At 61.3% G+C, this 20,765-nt stretch carries 24 protein-coding genes; 9 read left to right on the forward strand and 15 right to left on the reverse strand.

The window, feature by feature from the left end; all coding sequences use genetic code 11:
- Positions 1–224: 224 nt before the first annotated feature.
- On the reverse strand, positions 225–692 hold the full coding sequence (locus NKJ37_RS27800; protein WP_023813591.1) for an Lrp/AsnC family transcriptional regulator: 468 nt from the start codon (positions 690–692) through the stop codon (positions 225–227).
- 138 nt (positions 693–830) lie between these two features.
- Here NKJ37_RS27800 and hppD point away from each other — a divergent pair, with 138 nt between their 5' ends.
- From hppD to NKJ37_RS27815, 3 genes are all read left to right on the forward strand, one after another.
- Positions 831–1,943 (forward strand): 4-hydroxyphenylpyruvate dioxygenase, encoded by a 1,113-nt coding sequence (hppD, locus tag NKJ37_RS27805; protein ID WP_023813590.1) that lies wholly within the window; start codon positions 831–833, stop codon positions 1,941–1,943.
- 68 nt (positions 1,944–2,011) lie between these two features.
- Positions 2,012–2,236: a type II toxin-antitoxin system Phd/YefM family antitoxin gene (locus tag NKJ37_RS27810; RefSeq protein WP_023813589.1), complete on the forward strand. Its 225-nt coding sequence runs from the start codon at positions 2,012–2,014 to the stop codon at positions 2,234–2,236.
- Positions 2,233–2,610 (forward strand): type II toxin-antitoxin system VapC family toxin, encoded by a 378-nt coding sequence (locus NKJ37_RS27815; RefSeq protein WP_023813588.1) that lies wholly within the window; start codon positions 2,233–2,235, stop codon positions 2,608–2,610. Before NKJ37_RS27810 ends, NKJ37_RS27815 begins: the two co-directional genes overlap by 4 nt.
- Positions 2,611–2,628: 18 nt before the next feature.
- Here NKJ37_RS27815 and NKJ37_RS27820 read toward each other — a convergent pair whose 3' ends face one another.
- From NKJ37_RS27820 to hmgA, 5 genes are read right to left on the reverse strand one after another with little or no spacing between them, the layout of a single operon-like run.
- Positions 2,629–3,165 carry a DinB family protein gene (locus tag NKJ37_RS27820; RefSeq protein WP_023813587.1) on the reverse strand — a complete coding sequence of 179 codons (537 nt, stop codon included), beginning with the start codon at positions 3,163–3,165 and terminating at the stop codon, positions 2,629–2,631.
- 4 nt (positions 3,166–3,169) lie between these two features.
- A complete protein-coding gene (locus tag NKJ37_RS27825) occupies positions 3,170–3,457 on the reverse strand; it encodes a hypothetical protein (protein ID WP_023813586.1) in 288 nt (95 codons plus the stop codon).
- A gap of 4 nt (positions 3,458–3,461) precedes the next feature.
- Entirely contained in the window at positions 3,462–4,475 is a 1,014-nt protein-coding gene (locus NKJ37_RS27830) for a fumarylacetoacetate hydrolase family protein (protein ID WP_352775895.1), read from the reverse strand.
- Positions 4,472–5,359, reverse strand: a complete 888-nt coding sequence (locus tag NKJ37_RS27835; RefSeq protein WP_352775942.1) for an MBL fold metallo-hydrolase — start codon at positions 5,357–5,359, stop codon at positions 4,472–4,474. The genes NKJ37_RS27830 and NKJ37_RS27835 overlap by 4 nt, the downstream gene beginning before the upstream one ends.
- 11 nt (positions 5,360–5,370) lie before the next feature.
- Positions 5,371–6,684, reverse strand: coding sequence for a homogentisate 1,2-dioxygenase (gene hmgA / locus NKJ37_RS27840; protein WP_352611659.1), 1,314 nt, complete (start codon positions 6,682–6,684; stop codon positions 5,371–5,373).
- Between the two features lie 87 nt (positions 6,685–6,771).
- Here hmgA and NKJ37_RS27845 point away from each other — a divergent pair, with 87 nt between their 5' ends.
- Entirely contained in the window at positions 6,772–7,239 is a 468-nt protein-coding gene (locus NKJ37_RS27845; RefSeq protein WP_352611658.1) for a MarR family winged helix-turn-helix transcriptional regulator, read from the forward strand.
- Between the two features lie 154 nt (positions 7,240–7,393).
- A complete protein-coding gene (locus NKJ37_RS27850) occupies positions 7,394–7,900 on the forward strand; it encodes a DUF2380 domain-containing protein (RefSeq protein WP_352678555.1) in 507 nt (168 codons plus the stop codon).
- Between the two features lie 8 nt (positions 7,901–7,908).
- Here the strand turns inward: NKJ37_RS27850 and tdh are convergent, their stop codons facing one another.
- On the reverse strand, positions 7,909–8,943 hold the full coding sequence (gene tdh / locus NKJ37_RS27855) for an L-threonine 3-dehydrogenase (RefSeq protein WP_352678558.1): 1,035 nt from the start codon (positions 8,941–8,943) through the stop codon (positions 7,909–7,911).
- 52 nt (positions 8,944–8,995) lie between these two features.
- Complete coding sequence (locus NKJ37_RS27860) at positions 8,996–10,183, reverse strand: glycine C-acetyltransferase (protein ID WP_352611657.1); 1,188 nt, start codon at positions 10,181–10,183, stop codon at positions 8,996–8,998.
- Positions 10,184–10,515: 332 nt separating this feature from the next.
- On the opposite strand from NKJ37_RS27860, the gene NKJ37_RS27865 reads away from it, so the two are divergent.
- Both NKJ37_RS27865 and NKJ37_RS27870 read left to right on the forward strand, forming a co-directional pair.
- Positions 10,516–12,582, forward strand: coding sequence for a putative bifunctional diguanylate cyclase/phosphodiesterase (locus NKJ37_RS27865; RefSeq protein WP_352611656.1), 2,067 nt, complete (start codon positions 10,516–10,518; stop codon positions 12,580–12,582).
- Positions 12,583–12,715: 133 nt separating this feature from the next.
- Entirely contained in the window at positions 12,716–13,456 is a 741-nt protein-coding gene (locus NKJ37_RS27870) for a polysaccharide deacetylase family protein (protein ID WP_352442452.1), read from the forward strand.
- Here NKJ37_RS27870 and NKJ37_RS27875 read toward each other — a convergent pair.
- The 3 genes from NKJ37_RS27875 to NKJ37_RS27885 all read right to left on the reverse strand — a co-directional run bounded on the left by NKJ37_RS27875 (position 13,444) and on the right by NKJ37_RS27885 (position 14,647).
- Positions 13,444–13,893 (reverse strand): type II toxin-antitoxin system VapC family toxin, encoded by a 450-nt coding sequence (locus tag NKJ37_RS27875; protein ID WP_023813577.1) that lies wholly within the window; start codon positions 13,891–13,893, stop codon positions 13,444–13,446. The two genes, NKJ37_RS27870 and NKJ37_RS27875, sit on opposite strands and share 13 nt — an antisense overlap.
- A gap of 8 nt (positions 13,894–13,901) precedes the next feature.
- A complete protein-coding gene (locus tag NKJ37_RS27880) occupies positions 13,902–14,144 on the reverse strand; it encodes a type II toxin-antitoxin system Phd/YefM family antitoxin (protein WP_023813576.1) in 243 nt (80 codons plus the stop codon).
- A gap of 77 nt (positions 14,145–14,221) precedes the next feature.
- Positions 14,222–14,647, reverse strand: a complete 426-nt coding sequence (locus NKJ37_RS27885) for a MarR family winged helix-turn-helix transcriptional regulator (RefSeq protein WP_128305073.1) — start codon at positions 14,645–14,647, stop codon at positions 14,222–14,224.
- Between the two features lie 115 nt (positions 14,648–14,762).
- On the opposite strand from NKJ37_RS27885, the gene NKJ37_RS27890 reads away from it, so the two are divergent.
- Positions 14,763–15,167: a hypothetical protein gene (locus NKJ37_RS27890; protein ID WP_352775899.1), complete on the forward strand. Its 405-nt coding sequence runs from the start codon at positions 14,763–14,765 to the stop codon at positions 15,165–15,167.
- Positions 15,168–15,311: 144 nt separating this feature from the next.
- Here the strand turns inward: NKJ37_RS27890 and NKJ37_RS27895 are convergent, their stop codons facing one another.
- A complete protein-coding gene (locus NKJ37_RS27895; RefSeq protein ID WP_023813573.1) occupies positions 15,312–17,357 on the reverse strand; it encodes an NADH:flavin oxidoreductase in 2,046 nt (681 codons plus the stop codon).
- Between the two features lie 101 nt (positions 17,358–17,458).
- On the opposite strand from NKJ37_RS27895, the gene queF reads away from it, so the two are divergent.
- The gene (gene queF, locus NKJ37_RS27900; RefSeq protein ID WP_010915503.1) at positions 17,459–17,920 is read left to right on the forward strand and encodes a preQ(1) synthase; all 462 of its coding nucleotides are present in this window, start codon (positions 17,459–17,461) and stop codon (positions 17,918–17,920) included.
- Positions 17,921–17,929: 9 nt separating this feature from the next.
- Here queF and NKJ37_RS27905 read toward each other — a convergent pair whose 3' ends face one another.
- From NKJ37_RS27905 to NKJ37_RS27915, 3 genes are all read right to left on the reverse strand, one after another.
- Entirely contained in the window at positions 17,930–18,529 is a 600-nt protein-coding gene (locus NKJ37_RS27905) for a hypothetical protein (protein WP_023813572.1), read from the reverse strand.
- A gap of 4 nt (positions 18,530–18,533) precedes the next feature.
- Positions 18,534–19,013, reverse strand: coding sequence for a DUF3828 domain-containing protein (locus NKJ37_RS27910; protein WP_023813571.1), 480 nt, complete (start codon positions 19,011–19,013; stop codon positions 18,534–18,536).
- 96 nt (positions 19,014–19,109) lie between these two features.
- Positions 19,110–20,759 carry an ABC transporter substrate-binding protein gene (locus tag NKJ37_RS27915; RefSeq protein WP_023813570.1) on the reverse strand — a complete coding sequence of 550 codons (1,650 nt, stop codon included), beginning with the start codon at positions 20,757–20,759 and terminating at the stop codon, positions 19,110–19,112.
- Between the last annotated feature and the right edge of the window lie 6 nt (positions 20,760–20,765).

Below are 20,765 nucleotides of genomic sequence, written 5' to 3' on the forward strand. Positions count from 1 at the left end.
ACGATAAGTGACAAAACTGTTCGCGATGTCCTCGCACACCTGTTCGCGATGTCTCCGGTCCAAACAGGGGGGAGATCGGCAGCTTCGCCGCCAAAGCTCTTCCTGCAACGTTGGCGATTGGCGAAGGGATTCGCGACATCCAATCTCCCCCCTTGCGGGGGAGATGTCCGGCAGGACAGAGGGGGGTGCTGCCCCTCCGACGTATCAACTGGAATCCGTTCTGCCTAAATCGGTAACGCACCCGTCTCCTTCAGCGTTTCCAGCACGATCGCCGTCTTCACATGCTGCACGGATTCGTGCGGCAAGAGCACGCCGTTGACGAATTCCGACAGCGACTTCAAATCGGGCGTCACCACTTTCAATATATAATCCATCTCGCCGGTCAGCGCGTGCGCTTCCTGCACCTCGGGCAGCCGCGCCACCAGTTCACCGAAGCGCCGCGCATTGTCGTGATTGTGCGTGGCGAGTGTGACCGAGATGACGTTGACCAGCGAAAAACCGAGTTTGTCGCGGTCGAGCACCGCCCGATAGCCCTTGATAAAGCCATCCTCCTCGAGCCGCTGGCGGCGGCGCGAGCATTGCGACGCCGACAGGTTCACCCGCTCCGAAAGATCGTTGTTGGTCAGCCGCGCATCGCCCTGCAAAAGCGCCATTATCTTGCGGTCGAACTGATCAATCCGCGTCTCATCCATGGCTTTTTCTCTTATCATGCACGCTTCACGCATGACATCATCATTTCAAGCGTTTGAATGCAAGCACCGTGCGCCTCCTCCGCGTTATGATCGTGTCAAATGGCCTTTTCAGGCCAGGCCAGCTTTCGGAGGAATATGATGGGTCCCTTCCCGCACGACGCCCCGCCCGCCAAGATCAGCAAGGACAACCCGGCCGGCACCGACGGCTTCGAGTTTGTCGAATTCGCGCATACGGAGCCGCGGAAGCTCCCCGAATTGTTCAGCCGCATGGGCTATGTCGCGGTGGCCAAGCACCGCACCAAGGACATCACGGTCTGGCGCCAGGGCGACATCAACTATGTCGTCAATGCCGAGCCTGGCTCGCACGCGATGAAGTTCGTCGACAGGCATGGGCCTTGTGCTGCCTCGATGGCCTGGCGGGTTGTCGATGCCAAGCACGCTTTCGATCACGCCGTTGCCAAGGGCGCCACGCCTTACGAAGGCGCCGACAAGGCGCTCGACGTGCCGGCAATCGTCGGCATTGGCGGCTCGCTGCTCTATTTCATCGAGACCTATGGCAAGAAGGGTTCGGCGTATGATGCCGAGTTCGAGTGGCTGGGCGAGCGCGACCCGCGGCCGCAAGGCGTCGGCTTCTACTATCTCGATCACCTGACCCACAATGTCTACCGCGGCCAGATGGACACATGGTGGGATTTCTACCGCAATCTGTTCGGCTTCAAGCAGATCCATTTCTTCGACATCGACGGCAAGATCACCGGCCTGGTCAGCCGCGCCATCACCTCGCCCTGCGGCAAGATCCGCATTCCGCTCAACGAGTCCAAGGACGAGACCAGCCAGATCGCCGAATACCTGAAGAAGTACAATGGCGAGGGCATCCAGCACATCGCTGTCGGCACCGACGAGATCTACGCCGCCACCGACAGGTTGGCCGAGAACGGCCTGAAGTTCATGCCCGGCCCTCCGGAGACCTACTACGACATGTCGTATGACCGCGTGAATGGCCATGACGAACCGATCGAGCGGATGAAGAAGCACGGTATCCTGATCGACGGCGAAGGCGTCGTCGACGGCGGCACGACCAAGATCCTGCTGCAGATCTTTTCGAAGACCGTGATCGGCCCGATCTTTTTCGAGTTCATCCAGCGCAAGGGCGACGAAGGTTTTGGCGAGGGCAACTTCCGCGCGCTGTTCGAATCCATCGAGCAGGACCAGATCAAGCGCGGGGTGATCAAGGTTCAGGCTGCGGAGTAGTAGATTCGAACCGGGCTTCTTGCGGCGCGACCAATTATGACCTAAATTATGGTCATAAGGATCGCGCTATGAATGTTTCCATCGCCGAGGCCAAGGCCAAATTGTCGGAACTCGTCAGCCGCGCGGAAGCCGGCGAGGAGATCGTTCTCACACGCCACGGCAAGGTGGCCGCGCGCATCGTACCGCCGGCAGCGGCCGAACCACTGCCGCGTATTGGCGCCTTGAAGGGCAAGATTTGGATTGCGGACGATTTTGATGAACTCGGTCCCGAATGGGACGAGTACGTGAAATGACGGTCGGCCCGTTTCTCGCCGACACGCATATCATCCTGTGGTCGATTTCAGACGATCCACGTCTCAGCCAGCACCACCGCGCTATCTTGGCTTCGGAAGCGGTGGTGTTCGCGAGCGCGGCAAGCGTCTGGGAAATTGCCATCAAACGCTCAATCGGAAAACTCAACGCGCCGGACGATCTGCCAACGCTGCTTCCCAGAATGCAATTTCAGCCACTTGCCGTCACTTTGCAGCATGCGAACGCCGTCAGCAGCCTACCCCACCATCATGGTGATCCATTCGACAGACTGCTGATCGCGCAGGCGCAAGTAGAGAACCTGACCATCTTGACATCCGACCCGCATTTCGCCCGTTACGGTGTCGCTGTGGCATGATCGGCCAAGCAATTGGTCTCACAAACCCAGCCGCTCAACCTCCACTTGTCTCAGCTTCAAATCATAATCGAGCAAGAACTCGTCCAATTGCGGCGGCTTGACCGACGTGCCCGAAAGCATTGCGTGCACCTGGCCGCGGTGATGGATGTCGTGCAGAAAGACATGGGCGAGGATATCGCCGATGCGCTCGGGGATCATGCCGTCCTCGCGCCGGTCGGTGATGACGCGGCGATCGAGATCGTCGGCCGACAGCCTATCGCAAAAGGCGATCAGCCGCCGGTCGGCTGCGACCTGCGCGGCAAACAACGCCGCCGGCTCGTCGAGGGGCACGAAGTCGTCATGGGCGGCAGCACCGAGACCACCCTCTTCGAGAAAATCGAGATAGAGAAGATCGACCGCAAGGATGTGGTTGAGCGTTGCCTTGATCGACGGAAAGAAGCTGGTGCGTTCGGCCTCGAACTCACCGGGCTGGAGGGACAGCACCGCGCGGTAGAGCCGGTCGTTCGACCACAGATTGTTGCCGGCCATACGGCGCAGATGGTCGAGCAGGTTCACGAGATCATCCCCCTGCCCGCACCAGATGCAAGCCTGCCCCCATGATCGCGAATCCGGCAAGAACGATCAGCAGCAGCCCGTTCATGCGCCGACGCATGGCTTGCGTCTCCTCATCCCGCGCGACTTTCATGTTGGTGATGGTGTGGAACATCATCGCCTTGCGCGGAAAGCCGCCGCGGTTGGTCAGGTCAGGCGAGCGCGCCTCGATGCGGTAACTCAGCCGGATCGCCTGGATGAAGACCGCCAGTATAGCGAGTGCCCAGACACCGGCCAGCAGATAGACCCCGGTCATGCCCTTACCTCTCGTATTTCTCGACCTTCTGCTCGATGGCGCCGAATATCGAATGCCCGGTCTTGTTCTTCATCTCGATGCGCACCGTGTCGCCGAAGCGCAGGAACGGCGTTTTGGGTTCGCCTGACACAATGGTCTCGATCATGCGCAATTCGGCGATGCAGGAATAGCCGGCGCCGCCGGCCGAGACAGGCTTGCCCGGCCCGCCGTCGAGCTTGTTGGAGACGGTGCCGGAACCGATGATCGTGCCGGCGGCTAATGGCCGTGTCCTTGCCGCGTGAACGATCAGCGCCGGAAAGTCGAAGGTCATGTCGACACCGGCATTGGCGCGGCCGAACGGCTTGCCGTTGAGATCGGCAAGCAGCGGCAGGCTGACCTTGCCGCCGTCCCAGGCGTCACCCAGTTCGTCCGGCGTCACCGCGACCGGCGAAAACGCCGAGGACGGCTTTGACTGGAAAAAACCAAACCCCTTCGCCAGTTCCGGTCCGGTGAGCGCGCGCAGCGTGACGTCATTGACCAGCATGACCAGCCGGATCGCAGCGCGCGCTTCTTCGAGAGTGGCGCCCATCGGCACGTCGTCGACAATGACGGCGACCTCGCCCTCCATGTCGATGCCGAAGCCTTCGTCAGCCATGCGGATCGGGTCACGTGGCGGAATGAAGGCGTCCGAGCCGCCCTGGTAGATCAGCGGGTCGGTCCAGAAGCTTGCCGGCATCTCGGCGCCGCGCGCTTTGCGCACCAGTTCGACATGATTCACGTAAGCCGAGCCGTCGGTCCATTGATAGGCGCGCGGCAGCGGCGAGTGGGCGTCATGCTCGTGGAAGCGCTCCGCCGGCACCGCATTGTTCTCAAGCGATTCCGCTATTGTCGCGAGATGCGGGGCGATGCGGCGCCAGTCGTCGAGCGCCGCCTGCAGCGTGCGCACCAGGAACGAGGCGTCGGTGAAGCGTGTCAAGTCGCGCGAGACGACGACGAGTTTTCCGTCGCGCGTCCCGTCCTTCAATGTGGCAAGCTTCATGCAGTTTCCTCTCCTTGTGCAGCTTTCTCGCTGCTTAACTCCACAACAAGGCCGTCGCGGGCGATCGTCAAGTCGCCGGCCCATGTTTTCCTGACAGCGTCAGTCCAGTCGGCCTCGCCGATCCCGGGATCGTCGGCTGGAATGAGGTGATTGAGCACCAGTCTCTTCACCCCGGCATCGCTGGCGATGCTGCCGGCCTCTTCGGCAAAGCTGTGGCTGGCAAGCAGATGCTCTTTCAGCCGCGCGCCATTGCCGGTCCTGGCCACCAGCCGCTCGATGCCTTCCTCCAGCATGGCTTCATGGACGAGGATATCCGCACTCCGGGCGAATTCGGCGAGCGGCGGAAAGAAGGCCGTGTCAGCGGAGAACACCACGCTTTTCCCGCCGTGTTCGAAGCGCAGGGCAAAACAGTCGGTCACCGGCGGATGCTCGACGCGCAGCGCCGAAACCGTCAAGCCGCCCTGCTCGAGCACCTGGCCTTCGCCGAATTCGACGATCGAAACCAGGTCTCGAATATCCGGCCGGCCCTCGTCGACGACGCGGATTTCGATGTCGAAGTCCATCGCCTGGCAAAAGCGCTGCCAATAATGATCCGTGCCGGGCGGACCGAACACGTGGACCGGCGCCGCCAGACCCGCCGTCCAGGCGGTGTGGATCAGCGGCCCCAGTTCCAGCACGTGATCGGAATGCAGATGGGTGATGAAGATCAGGTCGAGCGATTTCAGGCTGATGCCGGCATCGACGAGACCCCGCGTGACGCCAAGGCCGCAATCGACGACGATGCAGCGGCCGCCCATCCGCAGCACCGACGAGCTCGGCCATGGACCACCCGGCCGCAATGCCGGGCCACCCTTCGAGCCCAAAAGCACCAACCGATCCGGCATTGGCTCGGTGCTCAAGACCAGTCGCCCTCGGGCGTGCCGTTGAAACGCTTCTTGAGGTCCGCCCAGCAATCGATGTAGTTGTCCTGCCGGGTTTCGAGTTCCGCGCCGTAGCGGGTCAGCATCTGCGGGTATCGGGTCTCGAACATGAACGCCATGGTGTTGTCGAGCTTGACCGGTTTCAGGTCCGCGCGCGAGGCCTTTTCGAAGCCAGGCGCATCCGGCCCATGGGCCAGCATCAGATTGTGCAGGCTGATGCCGCCGGGCACAAAGCCTTCTTCCTTGGCGTCGTACTGGCCATGGATCAGGCCCATGAACTCGCTCATGATGTTGCGGTGGTACCAGGGCGGCCGGAAGGTATCTTCGGCCACCAGCCAGCGCGGCGGGAAGATGACGAAGTCGATATTGGCCGTGCCCTCCTCGCCGCTCGGTGCGGTCAGCACCGTGAAGATGGACGGGTCGGGATGGTCGAACAGCAGCGCTCCGACCGGCGAAAAGGTCGCCAGATCATATTTGTAGGGCGCGTAATTGCCGTGCCAGGCAACGACGTCCAGCGGCGAATGGCCGATCTCGGTGACATGGAAATTGCCGCACCATTTCACCGTCAGCCGGCACGGCGTTTCCTTCTCCTCGAACCAGGCGCAAGGCGTCTTGAAATCGCGCGGATTGGCCAGGCAATTGGCGCCGATCGGGCCACGGTCGGGCAGCGTCAGCTTGGCGCCGTAGTTCTCGCAGACATAGCCGCGCACTTCCTTGTCGCCCAGCTCGACCTTGAAGACCAGACCGCGTGGCAGCACGGCAATCTCGCCGGGCCGAAGCTCTATGACGCCCATCTCGGTGACCAAGCGCAAGGCGCCGACCTGCGGCACGACCAGCAATTCACCGTCGGCGTTGAAGAAATGGTCGTCGACCATCGAGGTGTTGGCGACATAGACATGCGCTGCCATGCCCGCCTGACCGAGCACGTCGCCTGATGTGGTGATGCTGCGCATGCCCTTGATAAAATCGGTCGGCTCCTTCGGCATCGGCACCGGATTCCAGCGGTACTGGCCAAGCGCCAGTTCGTGATCACCGACATTGGGCGCGCTCTTCCACAAGGGATAGCTCGCCGGCTTGAAGCGGCCGGTGTGCTTCACACTTGGCCGGATGCGGTAGAGCCAGGAGCGCTCATTGGTGCCGCGCGGCGCGGTGAAGGGCGAGCCCGAAAGCTGCTCGGCGTAGAGGCCGTAGGCCGGCCGCTGCGGGGAATTCCGTCCTTGCGGCAGCGAACCGGGCAGCGTCTCGGTTTCGAAGTCGTTGCCGAAGCCCGGCATATAGGAAAAGGCCATTGCTTCCTCCCGAAATGGATATCAATTGACCAAACTGGTTTCATTTGTAACCATTGAAAATGTAACCATCAATGGCGACTTTGAAAAATGGTGATCAAGAGCGAAGCGTCCGACGCGCCTGAAATTCTCAATCTGGAAAATTTCCTGCCCTACCGGCTGCACCGGCTTGCCGAGGCCGTCAGCCGGGAATTCTCGAGGATATACAAGGATCGTCACGGCCTCACGCGTCCCGAATGGCGCACGCTGGCCGGGCTCGGACAGCGTGGCACGATGACGGCGACGGCGCTGGGCGAACAGTCGGCCATGCACAAGACAAAGGTTTCGCGCGCTGTCGCCGAACTCGAACGGCGTCGCTGGCTGACGCGAAAACCGGACGAAAAAGACCGCCGTATCGAACATTTGACGCTGACCGGAACGGGGCTTGCCGCCTATCGCGAGATGGTGCCGCTGGCGAAGGCGTTCGAACGGGATTTGCTGGCAAGACTAAGTGCTGAAGAGCGCGCGGCGATCACCAGCGGACTGGCTGCATTGGAGACCAGTCTGGTCCCGAGCTAGTCCAAGATCAAGCCAATCACTCTGAACGACAGAGTTCGAGCGAGACTGCGTGGGAGCTCCCACCACAGCCAAAGCATAGCATTGCCTTCGATTTGATCGTGATTTGCGTTGTCAGGCCGCGTATAATGCCCATCACACCGACGGGAGGACTACGATGAGCATTCGCACATTAAGTGTCCTGGTGACGCTGCTTGTAGGCACCTGCACATTTGCGCAGGCCCAGCAGACAAAGCCGATGTCGATCGAAGTGTTCCCTTTCGAATTGGAGGATAAGAGCGCCGGGGCGGGAATAATTCCCCCGGATGAATATGACAGGCGCTATCTGTCGGAATCGGCACAAGTTGCGAGGGACATGCTCTCCCAGTCTGGGGGTTTTACAGTAATTGATGTGCCGGCGAGGGATACACAGGCTGCTGCGCCGCACGGATTGCGCAACTGCGCTGGTTGTGAAGGCCCGATTGCCAAGGAGCACGGCGCGTCGCTTGCCTTGCTTGGCGTCGTAACGCGCGTCAACCGAACAGAACATACTATGTTCATTCGCATCCTTGACGCCGAAACCGGGAGACATGTTTCGGAGGGGTTTACCGATCTTCGCATGGGTGCGAACCACGCGTGGCCCCGCTCCGTGAAATGGCTGATGAAAAACAGAATTCTGCGGTAGGGCGGCATCTACCAGTCCATCACCACCTTGCCGGAACTGCCGCTGCGCATCGCATCGAAGCCGGCTTGGAAATCGTCGATGCCGATGCGGTGCGTGATCAGGCCGGAGACATCCAGCGGGCCCTGCACAAGCGCGATCATCTTGTACCAGGTTTCGAACATCTCGCGGCCGTAGATGCCCTTGAGATGCAGCATCTTGAAGATGACCTTGTTCCAGTCGATCTCGAAGCCGGTCGGCGCGATGCCCAGAATGGCGATCTTGCCGCCATTGTTCATGGTGTCGATCATGTCGCGGAAAGCGGGGGCGGCGCCCGACATTTCGAGGCCGACGTCGAACCCCTCGGTCATGCCAAGCGCCGGCATGACGTCGCGCAGCTTTTCCTTCGAGGCGTCGACGACATGCTGGACGCCGAGTTTCTTGGCCAGCGCCAGCCGCACCGGGTTGATGTCGGTGATGACCACTTTGCGCGCGCCGACGCATTGCGCGACGAGCGCGCCCATGATGCCGATCGGCCCGGCGCCGGTCACCAGCACATCCTCGCCGACCAGATCAAAGGACAATGCGGTGTGAACGGCATTGCCCAGGGGATCGAAGATGGCGGCGATCTCGTCGGGCACATCATCGGGGATCGGCACGACATTGTGCTGCGGGATCGCCAGATACTCGCCGAAAGCGCCCGGACGGTTGACCCCGACGCCGAGCGTGTTGCGGCACAGATGCCCCCTGCCCGCCCGGCAGTTGCGGCAATGGCCGCAGACGATGTGGCCTTCGCCCGACACGCGCTTGCCAACCTTGTATTCGGTGACCGCAGCGCCGAAATCGGCAACGGTGCCGACGAATTCATGGCCGGTGACCATCGGCACCGGCACCGTCTTCTGCGCCCACTGGTCCCAATTGTAGATATGCACGTCGGTGCCGCAGATCGCCGTCTTCTTGATCTTGATCAGCACGTCGTTGGGGCCGATCTCCGGCACCGGCACCTCTTCCATCCAGATGCCTGGCTCGGCCTTGGCCTTCACCAGCGCCTTCATCATGTTCGACATGCTTTTGTCCCTTGAATCTCTTGATCCGGAAGCGCTTTTCGATTCCGGCCTTTCAGGAAATGACCCCGAGTTCGCGCCCGACGGCGGCAAACGCTTCCACCGCGCGGTCGATATCGGCGCTGGAATGGGCCGCCGACATCTGCGTGCGGATGCGGGCCTGCCCTTTCGGCACCACCGGGAAGGAGAAGCCGATGACATAGATGCCGCGCTTCAGCATGCGCGCCGCCATCTCCTGCGCCAGGCTGGCATCACCCAGCATCACCGGGATGATCGGATGATCGGCTCCGGCCAGCGTGAAGCCGAGTTTGCCCATCTGCGACCGGAAGCGCGCCGCATTGTCGTAGAGTTTGTCGCGCAGCCCATCGCCGTCTTTGATCAGTTCGAACACTTTGATCGAAGCGCCGGCGATCGCCGGCATCAGCGTGTTGGAGAACAGATACGGCCGTGAGCGCTGGCGCAGCCAGTCGACCACCTGGCCTTTGCCCGAGGTGTAGCCACCGGAGGCCCCGCCAAGCGCCTTGCCGAGCGTGCCGGTGACGATGTCGACCCTGCCCTCGACGCCGCAATGTTCGGCCGAGCCGCGGCCGTTCTGGCCGACGAAGCCGACGGCATGGCTGTCGTCGACCATCACCATGGCGTCGTATTTCTCGGCGAGGTCGCAGACACCCCTGAGATTGGCGATGATGCCATCCATCGAAAACACGCCGTCGGTGGCGATCAACCGGAAGCGGCAGTCTTTCGCCTCCTTCAGGCGCGCCTCGAGATCGGCCATATCGTTGTTGGCGTAGCGGAAACGTTTGGCCTTAGACAGCCTCACGCCATCGATGATCGAGGCATGATTCAAGGCATCCGAGATAATGGCGTCTTCCTCGCCCAGCAGCGTCTCGAACAGGCCGCCATTGGCATCGAAACAGGAGCCGTAGAGGATGGTGTCTTCCATGCCGAGGAAAGAGGAAATCGTGGATTCGAGCTGCTTGTGCTCTTCCTGCGTGCCGCAGATAAAGCGCACCGATGCCATGCCGTAGCCATAGCGGTCGAGCGCCTGCTTGGCAGCATTGCGCAAATCGGCGCTATCGGCGAGGCCGAGATAGTTGTTGGCACAGAAATTCAGCACCTTGTCGCCGCCGACCTCGATCTCGGCCGACTGCGTCGAAGTGATCAACCGCTCCGACTTGTAGAGGCCTGCCGATTTGAGCCCCGCGAGCTCGCTGTCGATGTGGGAGAGGAATGCTGCGGTCATGGTCGGCCTCGTTTGATGTGGGCTGACTGTCGTCTCGTCCGCGCGAAAAATCCATCGCAAAAACGACCGGATCGGTGGCAGGCAGCACGATGCGGCCCCGATGTCGATCATCATGCAGCCGCGGAAACGACGCCGCGACAAACGGTTCTGGCCGATGACCGCTCAAATGCCGGTACGGCGCTAAACGAGCCGATAACCATTTCGCGATCTTTCGACAGCTGCCCCTTTCCGGGCAGCCGTCGATTTCCGGTCCTGTTAACGTTTGCAGTTCAATGGTGCTCATACAAGAATCTTTTGGCAAGAATCCGTAGGCGAGAGGGCCGCCCCCGAAAATGTCGCAGCAGCCGGTGCAAACCGTTTCAGGCAAGCTCATACTGCTGATCAAGGCTGGCTATTGGCTGGCCCTGCTGATCATTGCGGCCATGGTGATCGCCTCCTTCATCCTGCTGCAGCAGATGATGGCCACCCAACAGCACAATCACAACTTGCTCGACATCGTCAGCACGCAAAAGACGCTGTCGCAGCGCATCGTCTTCCTTGCCGGTGCAACGGGTGCCGGTTCACGCGACAAGCAGCCGGCGCTGGTCAGCGCGCTCAAGCAGGCAACGGCGGAGTTCGAGACGAACTACGACCTGCTGCTCGATCAGACGGGAGCCGATCCGCAATCGCCGGCCAAGCTCGACCCGAAGTCGATCGAAAGCGTCCTTTTCGCCAAGCCCTTCCACCTCGACTATTTCTCGGTCGGGCTGATCGCCAATGGCGACCGCCTGATCTCGGCCTATGAATCGCAATTCAGCGGCAATGGCGGTTACAAGGGCGGCGGCGAGCGCGTCAATCTCGACGCCTCTGTCGCCAATGCGACCTTGTCGGGCTATGCCGCGCTCGGCCAGCGCATCACTGCCGACGCCGACGACCGCTCCGAGAAGCTGCTCGCTCTCCATCGCACGCTGTTCTACGCCACAATCGGCGTCATCATACTGGTGGCGCTGTTCATCTTTAGGCCGATGTCGAACGCCATCCTGCGCAAGACGAATGAATTGATCGACGCGCGCAATTCCATGGCCTTCATCGCGGTGCATGACGGCCTCACCGGCCTGCACAACCGCACGTTCCTGACCGATCATTTCGACACGCTGATCAAGGGCACGCACCGGCGTCGCGAACGCCTTGCCGTCGTCCAGCTCGATCTCGACCGATTCAAGCAGATCAACGATACGCTCGGCCACGCCGCCGGCGACTATGTGCTGGTCGTCACGGCACAGCGCATGCGCGATTCCTGCCGGGCGTCGGATCTGTGCGTGCGCCTGGGCGGCGACGAGTTCGTCATGATCCTCGGCGGCGCCGGCGGCACCGAAGACATCAATATGCTGGCGCGGCGCATCCTGGCACACATCAACGAGCCGATCGTCTTCCAGGGCACGACCATTCTCCCAGGCGCCAGCGCCGGCATCGCGGTCTATCCGATCGACGCCGACAATGCTGGGGATTTGCTGGTCCATGCCGATCTGGCGCTTTACTCCGCCAAGAAGCTTGGTGGCGGCAACTTCTCCTTCTTCTCCGAGGAGCTGCGCCGCGAACTCGACTATCGCAAGCAGCTCGAGCACGACATCAAGGTCGCCATCGCCGAGCGGGCGTTCCAGGTCTATTTCCAGCCGCAGGTATCGCTGACCAACGGCACGATCAGCGGCATCGAGGCGCTGGTGCGCTGGAACCATGCGGAGCGCGGCATGATCCCGCCCGGCGAGTTCATTCCGGTCGCCGAGAAATGCGGCTTCATGCCCGAGATCGGCCGCATCGTCATCACCAAGGCGATCAACGAGGCCGCCGAATGGAATCGCGCCGGCATTGCCTTCGGACGGCTTGCCGTCAATGTTTCCGGCACCGAGCTGCGCGAGCACGACTTCGATGTGTTTTTGTTCGAGACGCTGGAAAAGGCCGGGCTGCCGCCGCAGAAACTGTCGCTGGAAATCGTCGAATCCGTCATCCTCGATGACGAAAAGACGGGCATCGCGGCCAAGCTGCGGCACATCCGGGCAGCCGGCGTCCATCTTGAACTCGATGATTTCGGCACCGGCTATGCTTCGCTCAGCCATGTCAACCCGAACGAGATCGACCGGCTGAAGATCGATCGCCGCTTCGTCCAGAACATCCATGAGAATGGCGACAACTCGAAGATCGTCCGCGCCATCACCGAGCTGGCGCGTGGCCTTGGCATCTCGATCGTCGCAGAGGGCGCCGAAACCGAGGCCGAGCTCAATTCGCTGATGGCGATCGGCTGCGACCAGGTGCAGGGCTACTCCATCGCCTTCCCGATGCCGCACGACAAGGCGCTGGAATGGCTGACCGCCCGCATGCCCAAGAAGGCCAAGCTGACGGTGCTGCAAGGAAGCCTGGCATAGGTTTGCCTTTTTGTTTGTGCATGTCGTTATCCCAAAACCGCTGCGCACTTTTGGGCGACATGCACCGGCTCGCCTTGACAAGCCGTTGTGGACATGGCGGCCTTGTCGTGATCGCAACCGGATATCGGGGCCGATGACACCGTTTCGGTTTGTGCTGGCGGCGCTTTTGATTTTTGCGGTTCCCGCCCAAGGGGCCGATCGCATAATCTATCTTACCTTCGACGATGGGCCGCTGAACGGCACAAGCAACATCCTCGATGTGCTGGAAGCCGAGCAGGTTCCTGCAACCCTATTCATGGTCGGCATGCACGCACAGGCTAGCGCCGCCAACAGAGCGCTCGTCCAGCGTGCCAGGCAGCTTCCTTTGGTGACGCTCGGCAACCACAGCTACAGCCATGCTTACAATCACTACCGGCATTTTTACGGCGACACCGAGGGTGTCGTCGCCGACATGGTACGGGCAAACGCGGTGCTCGGGTTGAAGCCCCTGGTGCATGCAAGACTGCCGGGGCGCGACGTGTTCAGGCTGCCCTCCATGTCGAAGAACGACACTTCGCTTGGCCTCGCCCAGGAGGGGCGTGAAGAGCCCGATTACGAGTTTGTCGCGGCCTCAGGCTTCTATCTCTACGGCTGGGACCATGAATGGGTGCACAAGGACAACGGCGAGCCGGTGCAGAGCGTCGATCATCTGGTCAGCGAGATCGATCACCTGTTCGGCTATGGCCGCTTCGTCAAGCCCGGCAAGCTGATCCTGCTGATGCATGACGAGATGTTCCAGAACGCGTTCGACGGCAAGACGAAGCTGACAAACCTGATCACCGCTCTGAAGCTGCGCCATTACACTTTTGGGACAATCCAGGGCTACGACGACTGAGCCGGCAAAGACGGCAAGCTCTTCAGCGGATTGAGCATTGGCACACCAAGTGGCGCGAAATGACGCTCGTTGTCCGTCAGTATCGTTAAACCATGAACCTCGGCAGTGGCAGCGATCGCTATGTCTTCAAATCCAGGCCGGTGCGCCCTCGCCCGATCCAGGATTAGTCCGGCAGCATGCGCGGCGCGCAAATCGAAGGGAAGCACTCTTTCTCCATAAAGGTGCTGAACCGCTTGCCACCAGCCGCGCAGCGAGTTCGCCTTTGTTGTCGCACCCTCACGTTCGGCCTTCGCTATTCCAGCGGCAACTTCGGATGCGGTGACAACGGACAGGAACAGATGGTTGCTCGCCTGGTCGAGCCAAGTCGCCAATGCATGCCGATCCGCTTTCTTGGACGGCGCCATTGCCGAGATGATATTGGTATCCAGCAGAAACATCGACCGCGTTACAACGCGACCTTGCGAGCCGGTTTGCGGGAACGAGGCGGAATATCGCCAAGGTCACCAGGGAAGGCCGCCAACAATTGTCCAAAACTTGGCACGCGCGAAAGCCTTTCATAGTCTTCGAAAGACAGAATGACAGCCTGCTTGCGCCCGTGACGGGTGATGACGGCAGGCGTCCCGGCGACGGCTTGATCGACCACCGCTGAAAGTGTTGCCTTGGCATCCTTCAACTGAATCTCGCGCATAGCTTGCTCCAAAATGACTAGAGTGGTCATATAGCAGAGCAACTCGGATCATACAAGGCCTGTCGATCCCCCCAAGATCATCCCACATTCGCCCGCAACACGGCCAGCACCTGCGCGAACTCCGCCAGCCGCTCGTCGGACAGTCCGACCCGCAGCCGCTTGTCAAAGGAAAGCGCAGCCTTACGCAATGTCTCGAACATCGCTTCTCCGGCCGCGGTCAGTTCGACCAGATGAACCCGGCGGTTGACGGGATCACGGCGGCGCGTCAGCAGGCCCTGCGCCTCCATCGCGTTGAGATGGTGGGTCAACGTCGCGCCTTGGATGCCGATCATGCCGGCGAGTTCACGCTGATTGGCAAGCTTGCTCGACTTGACCGACAGCAGAGTGAGCCAGACCGGCAGCGTGCCACCGGCCTCGACCAGGGCAGCGTCGAAGGCCTGGGCAACCAGCTTGGCGGTTCGTCCGAGATTCATGCCGACTGGCGGGCGTTCGAAGGGTGTCATTGCAGGACACTAGACGGTGTCATGCACGGATGGAACTGGCGCGACTTATACATTGACATCTAACCATTTGATATCTAATTACCGAGAGATGGCGGGCTAAAGAGGAAATCCGGTTATGCAATATGTCTACATCGTTATCGGCCTTCATGTCATGGCAGGTGTATTCTGGGCGGGTACGACGATCGCGGTCGGCCGTGACCCGGACATCCGGGCGGAACGGTTCTTCCGGCCGCAAATGGGCGCTGCCGGTCTGGTTTTCCTGACCGGCATACTGCTCTGGTATTTCTTTCACGAGGGCGTTTTCGGCTCGATGGAGAAGGTGCTGGCGCTGGGCATCGTGACGGCCCTGATCGCCGCCGGCGTGCAAGGCGCGCTGGTGGGCTCAGCCAGCAGGCAGCTTGCCGGTGCCGATGCGGCAACGGAAAGCCAGTTGCGCGCGAAGATGACAAGAGGCGAGCGCATCGCAGGGGGGCTGCTGGTGCTGACCGTGCTGTGCATGGCCACGGCCAGAATGTTTTGAGCGCCGCCCACGCAGCACAAGCTCACAGAATCGTACGTTGTCTGGCGACGAGCCAATGACGTGCGGGCGCGCGGCCAGACCGAAGTATACGGGCTCTCGTACGCAGGTCCGACCGCGCGCCACCGATCCTCGCAATAGCTAATTTCAGATACGCAAGCCGAACCTGATGCCGTCATAGATGGCGGCGTGGATGTTGCGCGAGGCGACCGCGTCGCCGATGCGGAACAGCACGAAGCCGCCTTCTGGATTGCGCTTGGGAAAGATGTCGCCACCACTCACCAGCCGTTCGTAGTCGACCGCACCGCCATTCTTCGACAGAGGCTTTAGCGATAGGTAGAGATCATCGAGCGGCAGCGTACCGTGCTCGACCACCACCTGGTCGACCCTGCGCTCGCCGCGCCAGCCATCGGCGAAATCCGAAGCCAGCTCTGCGATCAGTTGATTGCCCTCGCGCCGCACCGAACGCAGCCGCGTGTTGATGGTGATGGTGACGCCCTTTTCCTGAAAGGCCCTGATATAGGGCACATGGTTCATGCCGCCCATTTCCGGGGCAAAGAAACGCTCCGGCGATACAAGCTCGAGTTTCGAGCCGGCATTGGCGATCAGTTCGGCGGCGCCCATGCCCTGATGGCCGCCATTGTCGTCATAGAGCAGCACATTTTCGGCCGGCTTGACGCTGCTGGCCATGATGTCCCAACTCGAGGTGACAAGGTTGTCGCCGGCCGTCAGCGGCGGGTTCTGCGGCAGGCCGCCGGTAGCGACCACCACCACATCGGGCGACAGCGCCAGGACATCGTCTTTTTCCGCCCAAGTGTCGTAGCGGATCTCGACGCCGAGCCGGTCGAGTTCAGCCAGCCGCCAGTCGATGATACCGATCAGTTCCTTGCGGCGCGGGTTCTGCGTCGCCAATCGCACCTGGCCGCCGGCCTGGCTCGATGCTTCAAGCACCATCACCTTGTGGCCGCGCTCGGCCGCGACCCGCGCAACCTCCAGCCCGCCGGCGCCGGCTCCGACGACCACGATTTTCTGCTTCGGTCCTTCGGTCTTGACGATGATATGCGGGATTTCGGCCTCGCGGCCGGTCGCGGCATTGTGGACGCAAAGCGCTTCGCCGCCCTCATAGATGCGGTCGAGACAATAGGTGGCGCCCACGCACGGGCGGATCTCATGCTCGCGCCCCTCCATCACCTTTTTGATGATGTGCGGATCGGCGATATGGGCGCGGGTCATGCCGACCATGTCGAGCTTGCCGGTGGCGATGGCGTGGCGTGCGGTGGCCACGTCGGATATGCGCGCCGCGTGGAAGGTCGGGAATTTCGTCGCCGCCCTCACCTCTCCGGCGAAATCAAGATGCGGCGAAGAGCGCATGCCGGTTACCGGGATGACCTTGGTCAGCGCCGCATCGCTCTCGATCGAGCCACGAATGATGTTGAGGAAATCGACCTTGCCGGAGCCCGCCAGCCGCCTGGCGATTTCGATCCCCTCCGCCTTCGACAGGCCTTTTTCGAAATCTTCGTCGGCGACCATGCGGATGCCGACGACGAATTTGTCGCCGACAGCTGCCCGCACGGCATCGAGCACCATGTTGGTGAAGCGCAGGCGATTGTCCAGCGAGCCGCCGAATTCGTCGTCGCGATGATTGGTGGCCGGCGACCAGAAGCCGTCCATCAGATGGCCGTAGGATTCGAACTCGATGCCGTCGAGGCCGGCGGCCTCGCAGCGCTGGGCGGCTGAAGCATAGTCGGCGACGATGCGCTCGATGTCCCAGTCCTCGATCGTCTTCGGGAATGCGCGATGCGCCGGCTCACGCACCGGCGAGGCCGAGAGCACCGGCAGCCAGTCGGCCTTGTTCCAGCCGGTACGGCGGCCGAGATGGGTGATCTGGATCATCACCTTGCAGTCGTGCTCGTGGCAGGCGTCGGCGAGCTCGGCCAGCCACGGCACGATCCTGTCGTCATAGACATGCAGATTGCCGAAGGCGGCCGGGCTGTCGCGCGAGACGATCGCCGAGCCGGCGGTCATGGTCAGCGCCATGCCGCCCTTGGCCTTCTCTGCATGGTAGAGCCGGTAGCGCTGTTTCGGCATGCCGTCCTCGGAATAGGCCGGCTCATGGCTGGTCGACATGACCCGGTTCTTCAGCGTCAAATGTTTGAGCTGGTAGGGCTGGAGAAGCGGATCGTTGCTGGTCATCGTCTTCCTGCGGTTTCAAATTGTGCTAATGAGCGGCAAAATTCGTTTTCAAGCATGTCGTCCCGCACGCACTCCGGGCGCATGCGACAAGGATTGCGCCCATGATCGACACCAAAACTCTCACCCAGCTCGGCGCGCACGTCGAGACGCCACAAAGCCCCGAAGCAGCGGTCCTGGAGACCGTACCGTTTTCGCGTGGTGACGGACCGCCGGCGATCGTGCGCTTCACCTGTCCGGAATTCACCTCGCTGTGCCCCGTCACCGGCCAGCCGGACTTCGCCCATATCGTCATCGACTACGCACCCGATGCGGCTCTGGTGGAATCGAAGTCGCTCAAGCTGTTCATGACCTCGTTTCGCAACCATGGCGCCTTCCATGAAGACTGCACCGTCATGATCGGCCGCCGCATCGTGGCGGCAACCAAGCCGCTGTGGTTGCGCATAGGCGGCTATTGGTATCCACGCGGCGGCATTCCGATCGATGTGTTCTGGCAAACGGGCGCTCCGCCCGAAGGCGCCTGGCTGCCCGACACCGGGGTGGCGCCCTATCGCGGGCGGGGTTGAGCTCGCCCATCATTCGCACTGATATTGGCTGAGTGCCCATTCGCCGGTCACCGACAGCAGGTCCGATATCTTCCAGTCGCCGTCGACCCTCTTGAATTTCCATTCCAGCCGGTGCGGGTTGCCCGATATGACGAAGGCGACGATGACCTTGGCCTGGTCGCCGTTGATCGCCTCGAGCGTCTTCAGGCTCTTGTCGATCTCGGCCTTGTCGTAATCGGCATTATCGAGCGCCATGTTGGGGTCGAGGCACTCGCCCTGCCCGGATTTGCGCAAGGCGTCGCTCTTGTCGAGCACGGTTTTGGCCGGGTCGATGAAATGGCTTCGCTCGGCTGGATCGATCTCCAGCCCGACCTGATCGTAAAACGGCCGCACCACAGCGGTCGGCGAGCCCGGCTGGATCGGTGCGGCCGGCGCGGCTTCGGCTGGCGACCATCCAACAGGCGGCGTTGCCGGTTCCACTCCGGTTCCGGGTGCATTTGCGGGCGGAGCCCCGCTGTCGCCCGGCGCGGCGTCAGCCGGCGGCGCACCCAACAGGCCTTGCGCGGCGGCGCCGCTCAGAGCCGCCAGCAGACACACACCCGACAGGGCCAGCAACCGGCGATGGGCCATCGCTTCACTCCGGCGTCTGGCCGGCCATGCATTCCAGCGCACTGAGCGTCCAGTCGCTGGTCTTGGAAGCGATGTCCGATATCTTCCACTTGCCGTCGATCTTCTTGAGCGACCAGAGCATTTCACGTTTGGAATCATCGCCCTCGGAGAACAGGCTGAAGGATACCGTGACCTGTGCGTTATCGCCATCCAGCTTCTCAGACAGTTTCAGCGTTTTCGAGACGGTTTTCTGATCGAAATCCTGGGCGTCGAGACCAGGATCGAAATCGATGCAGGCGACCTGGTCCGGGTTCTTCTTCGTTGCCTGGTCGTTCAACTCGAACAGTTTCGTCACCGGTTCGGTGAACCGGTCCCGATATTGTTCGTCGGCCTCGAACTTGACCGCCGGGACATAGAAGAACTTCACCGCATCGGACGCCGGTCCGGCGACGGCGGCGGCCGGCAGGGCTATCGAAAGGGCGGCAACGAGCACTGTCAGTCTCATGCAGAATCTCCGGCTTTTGATGGCTTGAGCCTATCAATACCACGTATCCTGCATATCGGCTTTTTTGCGGCTCATGAAGTCCTGCAGCGCCTTGTTTCAGCCGTCCAGCCAGACGTTCTGAAGGTCCATCTCGAATGTCTGGTGGACACCATAGTTCTTCACCTTCTTGTTCTGGTGGCTGTAGAGCTTCTGCCAGAACGGCTGAATAATGACGCCCGAATCCTGCAGGATCTGCTCGACATCCTTCATGACCTCGCGTCGTTTCTCCACGTCGATGAGCGATAGCGCCTGCTTGAGCTTGGCGTCGAAATCGGGGTTGGAATATGCCGATTCATTCCAGGCCTCGCCGGTGCGATAGCCGAGCGCCAGCACCTGGACGCCAAGCGGGCGCATGTACCAGATCGTCATCGAATAGGGATATTTCGTCCAGTCGTTCCAGAAGGTCGAACCCGGCAGCACCGTGCGCTTCACCTTGATCCCGGCATCGCGCAGCTGGCCGGCAATGGCGTCGCCGGTATTCTTCTGCCAATCGTCCTCGATGGTGATCAGCTCATGCTCGAAGTCAGCCTGTCCGGCTTCCGCCATCAGCTTCTTGGCGCCGGCGGCGTCGCGTGTCTTCTTGGGCAGCGGATAGTATTCCGGATGGATCGGGGCAACGTGGTGGTTTTCACCAGGGGTGCCTCGCCCGGCGTAACCAAGTTGGAGGACCGCATTGTTGTCGACGGCCATTTGCAGGGCGTTGCGCACCCGCTTGTCGTCATAGGGCTTGTGGGTAATGTTGGTGCGCGCAACCAGCGTCGTCGCCGTCGCCACCTCCGATTTCACCAGATCCATCTTGTCGAGAATGTCGATGAAGTCGGCGGGCGACTCGAAATTGAGGTCGATCTCACCCGATTCGAACGCGTTAACGGTGGCGTTGAAATCGGTGCCGTAGTCGATGAACTCGACGCTGTCGAGCGGCGCTTCACCACCCCACCATTTGCCATTCTCACGACGCTTGACGACCGCCTTCTGGCCGACATCGTAGGAGACCAGTTCGAACGGTCCCGTGCCGATCGGCTTCTTGATCGGATCGGCACCATCGGCATCGAAGCTGCGATGGACGACGAGCGCCGGATAGTCGGTGAAATTCGGGATCAGTGAAATGTCTGGTTCGCTTAGCTTCAGCTTGACCGTGTTGTCGTCGACCTTGGTGATCGCACCATCCCTGGCCTTGCCGGTCTTTGTGTCGATCAGCGCGCCGACACGGGCGGCCATGGAATTGCCGGCGACATTCTTCTCGCACCAGCGCGTCAGATTGTGAGCGACGTCATCGGCGTTGAAGGCATCGCCGTTGTTCCATGTGATGCCCTTGCGCACATGCAGCACATATTCGGTGGCGTCGTCATTGATATCCCAGCTTTCGAGCAGAACCGGCTCGAAGGTGAACTGCCTGGTATAGCGGACAAGCGGCTCCAGCCAGCAACGCGAAATGTTCGCCAGTTCCACCCAGTCGTAAGTGCGCGGATCCTTCTGTCCCTTCACCGACATCGAGACGCGCAGCGTTCCGCCTTTCTTCGGCTCTTCGGCCAAGGCCCGATCCGGCACGGCAAGACCGATCATGCCATAGGCAAGCGCCGTCGATGCGCCGAAGGCGCTTGCCAGCGCCAGGAACTCGCGCCGGTCGACACGACCCGCGCGTGCTTCGACCGCCATTGCCTCGATAGCGCTCGGCACGCGATCGCCACTGCTTCTGAAGAATGCCATTTTTTC

The organism is Mesorhizobium sp. M0140 (genome assembly GCF_040322475.1).
Taxonomy (GTDB): Bacteria; Pseudomonadota; Alphaproteobacteria; order Rhizobiales; family Rhizobiaceae; genus Mesorhizobium.